At 55.6% G+C, this 4,291-nt stretch carries 6 protein-coding genes; 2 read left to right on the top strand and 4 right to left on the bottom strand.

What is annotated here, in order from left to right; genetic code table 11:
* The coding region (locus AC1DSG_RS28230; protein ID WP_477793810.1) for a transposase domain-containing protein at nucleotides 1-150 on the bottom strand (150 nt) is incomplete at its 3' end.
* 349 nt (nucleotides 151-499) lie between these two features.
* On the opposite strand from AC1DSG_RS28230, the gene AC1DSG_RS28225 reads away from it, so the two are divergent.
* A complete protein-coding gene (locus AC1DSG_RS28225; protein ID WP_477793809.1) occupies nucleotides 500-847 on the top strand; it encodes a hypothetical protein in 348 nt (115 codons plus the stop codon).
* A 299-nt stretch (nucleotides 848-1,146) separates the two neighbouring features.
* Here the strand turns inward: AC1DSG_RS28225 and AC1DSG_RS28220 are convergent, their stop codons facing one another.
* Together AC1DSG_RS28220 and potE are read right to left on the bottom strand one after the other, a co-directional pair.
* A complete protein-coding gene (locus AC1DSG_RS28220) occupies nucleotides 1,147-2,052 on the bottom strand; it encodes an amino acid ABC transporter substrate-binding protein (protein ID WP_477793808.1) in 906 nt (301 codons plus the stop codon).
* Nucleotides 2,053-2,099: 47 nt separating this feature from the next.
* Nucleotides 2,100-3,440: a putrescine-ornithine antiporter gene (gene potE, locus AC1DSG_RS28215; RefSeq protein WP_477793807.1), complete on the bottom strand. Its 1,341-nt coding sequence runs from the start codon at nucleotides 3,438-3,440 to the stop codon at nucleotides 2,100-2,102.
* 94 nt (nucleotides 3,441-3,534) lie between these two features.
* On the opposite strand from potE, the gene AC1DSG_RS28210 reads away from it, so the two are divergent.
* The gene (locus AC1DSG_RS28210) at nucleotides 3,535-3,876 is read left to right on the top strand and encodes a potassium channel family protein (protein ID WP_477793806.1); all 342 of its coding nucleotides are present in this window, start codon (nucleotides 3,535-3,537) and stop codon (nucleotides 3,874-3,876) included.
* Between the two features lie 22 nt (nucleotides 3,877-3,898).
* On the opposite strand, the gene AC1DSG_RS28205 is transcribed toward AC1DSG_RS28210, so the two are convergent.
* The coding region (locus tag AC1DSG_RS28205; protein ID WP_477793805.1) for a polyphosphate kinase 2 family protein at nucleotides 3,899-4,291 on the bottom strand (393 nt) is incomplete at its 5' end.

The raw sequence follows: 4,291 nt of genomic DNA, 5'->3' as shown, positions 1-4,291 counted from the left end.
CGGCAGACGGCGCTTGCGCAAGGTTGCTACGCCTGCCTGTTCCAGTGCCTGCTCGACCAAAGAAGGATCGAGCAACGAATCCAACCCCTCGATGGCGTGGGGAGTGGAGGCGATGTTGTGAGTCAGTTCCAGTGCCCGAGCGAGACGCATAAAAAAATCCGATACCAATTCAGGTATCGGATTTTGATTTCTTGCGGCCAAAGGTCAAGCAAGAGGGCTTAACTGATCGGCATTAGCCGATGAGGCCGGGTTTTTTATGCGTACTTATAAACATCCAGCCTCTTCGTGGACATGGCGTAGATATTTGCGGCAAGTTGGTTAGATGCAGGCAGGTACCGGAGACTTACCGTTGGTCGGAACTGTAATTTCTGACAGTAGCCGGCTTTCTGCGTCTGAAGCCTTAATTGCTCGGGAGTCGAATAACCCGACTTCATAAAGGTGCTGCTTTCAGAATGGCATTTATCAAATGGTTTGATATATCAAAATAAGGATTTTAGAAATGACCGAAGAACAGATAGAACTAGTTATGCCCCGTATTATCGATATAGATAGAGGAGTGCTTTATGTCTCGAAACTGAAAGACGTGGCTCACGGAGTGGTTCATACGTACGGGAAGATGGTGGCAGGTCAGATACTCGAGATTTTTGTTGAGACCTCATACGACAATTTTTGGAGTGTGCAGATCGTATTAGTTGATCCGGTGGAAACATCCATCACTTTCCTCGTTCCAAAAGACATCTTTGAGAAAAATTTCGTCCCAAATAACCGTGCCTATTCGTATTACATCGTCAAAGATGCCGGCATTGAAAAGAAATCTGAAAAATTGGAGTTTCAAGTCAAAGAGTAAGGGGTTGTGTATTAGCGCTGCGTCTGCGCCTCTTCTTGGGCGTCGCGAAGGCGTTCGCGCAGTTGGTCAGGTGCAGACAGGCCGTACGGGCTACGTCCGAACTCCGACGGCAATCACTTCGTACAGTTCTTCGTGCTCACAACTCCGGCGGCTTCATCAAGCTATTCGATGCTAACCCGGCCATTGGCTTCGTGGCCCAGGCACAAAAAGAACAGGAGCGCGGTTTGTCGCGCTCCTTTTTTTTGCAGGCTTTCTCGCCAGACTTATTCGCTAGCCTTCACCCTGCGAGTTTGCCGGCGCTAGGGCAGCGCATAAACCTTGAACAGCTTTCTTGTCGTTTCGCTGGCGCCTTCCAGGTACTTGTCGTACGCCTGTTCAATCTCCCCGGATCGGTACATTTCACTCAGCGTGGTGTCGACCAGCAGACGGAAATCTTCATCGTCGCGCGGCACCGCCATGGCCGTCGGGGCGTACTCGAATATGCGCTCCAGCAACACCAGATTGCCGGTGGGGTAATGGCTGTCGAGGAGGTTCCGAAGCATCATTCGTTCACTGAACATGGCATCCGCTTTGCCTTCGGCGACCAATTCCAGGCCGGCGGCGGTGGTGTCGACTGTGATCAGCGTGGCGACCACGCCGAGCAAGCGCATCTGCTGACGGATCCACGCCTCGCTGACGCCGCCCTTGGTGGTGACATAAGTCTGGTTGGTCAGCCCATGGTTGACGGTTGCACGCCAGGTCGGTCCGGTATGGGCAACTTTGCCGTTGAGCACATCAAGCAGTGGTGCCGGAGCATCCTGGTGCACCACCACTGAAAGGCCTGCGGTGTAAACCGGCACCGAATAGCTCACTGACTTGCGGCGCTCAAGTGTCCGCGGTGTCGGCGTGCAGAGGATGTCGACCTTGCCCGAACTGACGGCACTGATCTCATCCTCGGTGGTGACGGGCTGGTAGCGCACCTGCAACTCGGGCAACCCCAGTTCGGCCTTGACCTTGTCGGCGATTTTTTCGCAAAGACCGATGGCATAACCCTGGACCTTGTCACCTTCCTTGTAACTGAAAGGGGCGAAGTCCGGCAGGTAGCCAAGGGTCAACGTATTGCTCGAACGCACGCGTTCAAGGGTGCTGGCACCGGCCAGTAGCGGCACCATCAACAGCAGGCAAGCAAGCAGCCGTGCGGTGGTTTTGGTTCGTTGTGCGTTCATGTCCCTGTTCCCCATGTGCAGATGTCAGTGCTGTCCGAAATCCAGGCCTAAGGGGTGTCGACCCTGGGTTGACCGGTTGCAGACACAGTGGCAAAGCGTTTGGCGAGCAAGCCATAGAGCGGGTAGCCGAAGGCCAGGACCAAGGCGCCGCCGAACACGGCGTCCTTGCCGCAGGCATGCAGGGCATACAACGAATAGGCGACCGCGATCAGCAACGCCGGTGTATTACGCAGATAGACCTTCGGCGATACCGAGGCCTTGTACATCATGACAAACAACCCGGTCAGCGCCGTCACGTAGGGAATCAGGTTGGTCACGGCGGCAAGATTGACCAGCTTTCCGAACTGCTCGCTGGCATTGGGTGAAATGGTCGACAAGGCCATCAGTGTCTGCAACACACCACAGGCGAGCATGCCCATGAGCGGGGCGTTGCGTGAGTTGACCTTGCTGAACAGTTTCGGAAACATCCCCTGGTCTGCAGTCATCTTCGCCGTTTGCGCCAACGTGAATTGCCACCCCAACAGCGAGCCAACACACGCCATCACTGCCAGCGCCATGATGATATTGCCGACCATGGGGTTGAACATTTGCGCATAGACCAGCGCGAAGGGCGCCGATGCGTTGGCCAGTTCGGCATTGGGAATGATGCCCTGGATGACGGTCGTCGACAGCACGTAGACCACGGCGGCGCCGAGGGTGCCGAACAGACAGGCGAGCGGCACGGTGCGCTTGGGGTTCTCCACCGCATCGGAGGCTTGGGYCGCGGACTCCATGCCCAGAAAAGCCCAGAGGGTCAGCGGGATTGCCTTGCTGATCGCTTCGGAGTTGGTGAGGTTGTTCGGGTTCCAAGCGGCAACCAGGACATCCGACTTGAACCAGAACCAGCCGATAATGCTCAGCCCCGCCACCGGGATGATCACCCCCCAGACGGTAATTGCCCCGATCTTGCCGGTGATGCCGGGGCCGCCGAAGTTGGCCACGGTGGTTAACCACAACAGCCCCACCGTACCGATGAACAGGGGAATTGCGCCGCTGCCCAGCCAAGGCAGGAACGAGGTCATGTAACCCACGGCGGAGATGGCGACGGCGACGTTGGCGATGGCCAGCGACAGAAAATACAGATACGAACAGAGGAAGAAACCTGATTTGCCATGCGCCTCTTCGGTGTAGGCGGACAACCCGCCCGAGCGCTGACAGTAGATGCCGCACTGCGAAAAGCAGTAAGCGATGGCCATGGAACCGATGGCCGTGACGATCCATGACAACAATGAAATGGCCCCCAGTTGAGCCATGCTCGTCGGCAGCATGATGATGCCCGAACCCATCATGTTGACCATCACCAGTGTGGTGAGCCCCGTGAGGCTCATTTTTTTGCTTGAGTCGGCCATCCAAATCTCCTTTTTCCACACTTGTGCCAAGCTGTCAGGTGTCGTTACCCACGCAATCAACTGTCGCCAACGTAAACCTCAGGAAACTCACGACATGAAACGTTCCTTTGCAAAGCACGTCCGTAGAGAGTTTTACTCAACAGTGTGGTTTTACTTTCTTGTAGTCTGGCCGATTTTCTCCATCCTGTTGTTTACGATTGTGTTGTTCGGAATCATCATCGGCCAACTGGAAGGGTGGGGGCCGTTTGACGGTATCTACTTCGGGTTCGTGACCGGCTTGACCATCGGTTACGGCGACCTGGTACCGAAAACGACCCTCTCGCGCATCCTTTCAGTGGCACTTGGTTTCAACGGCGTGCTGATGACGGCCATCTTTGCGGCAATCAGTATCCGTGCCATCGAAGAAACCGCGAAAGCGGCCCAAACCGAAGAATAGGCCGTCGCGTCGCGCTGAGCCCTCAGTAGGGTTCAGCGATGTATTTGAACGGATAGTTGGCGGCCTTGTAGCTGCCGATTTTACGTTTGGGCAGCACGATTTTTTCCTGCTTGATTTTTTTGTAGGGGATGTTCTCCAGCAAGTGAGTCAGCACGTTCAGCCGTACGGATTTCTTGTCTTCGGAACGGGCGACATGCCAAGGTGCCCAGTCGGTGTCGGTGGCTTCGAACATATCGTCGCGCGCGCGCGTGTAGTCGTCCCAGCGGTTGTAGGATTTGATATCCATCGGCGACAGTTTCCAGATCTTGCGCCCGTCGGTGATGCGCTCCTTGAGGCGCCGTGACTGTTCTTCCGGGCTGACTTCCAGCCAGTACTTGAACAGCAGCACGCCAGAGTCGACCATGAGACGTTCGAA

It is taken from the genome of Pseudomonas sp. P5_A12 (assembly GCF_056400685.1).
The sequence above is the reverse complement of the archived record's forward strand: the minus strand, read 5'-3'. Positions and strand labels throughout refer to the sequence as shown.

Excerpts from the sequence above, each read along its gene's own strand:
- AC1DSG_RS28220 (WP_477793808.1), bottom strand. The coding sequence starts at position 2,052 with ATGAACGCACAACGAACCAAAACCACCGCACGGCTGCTTGCTTGCCTG.
- AC1DSG_RS28210 (WP_477793806.1), top strand. The coding sequence starts at position 3,535 with ATGAAACGTTCCTTTGCAAAGCACGTCCGTAGAGAGTTTTACTCAACA.
- AC1DSG_RS28225 (WP_477793809.1), top strand. The coding sequence starts at position 500 with ATGACCGAAGAACAGATAGAACTAGTTATGCCCCGTATTATCGATATA.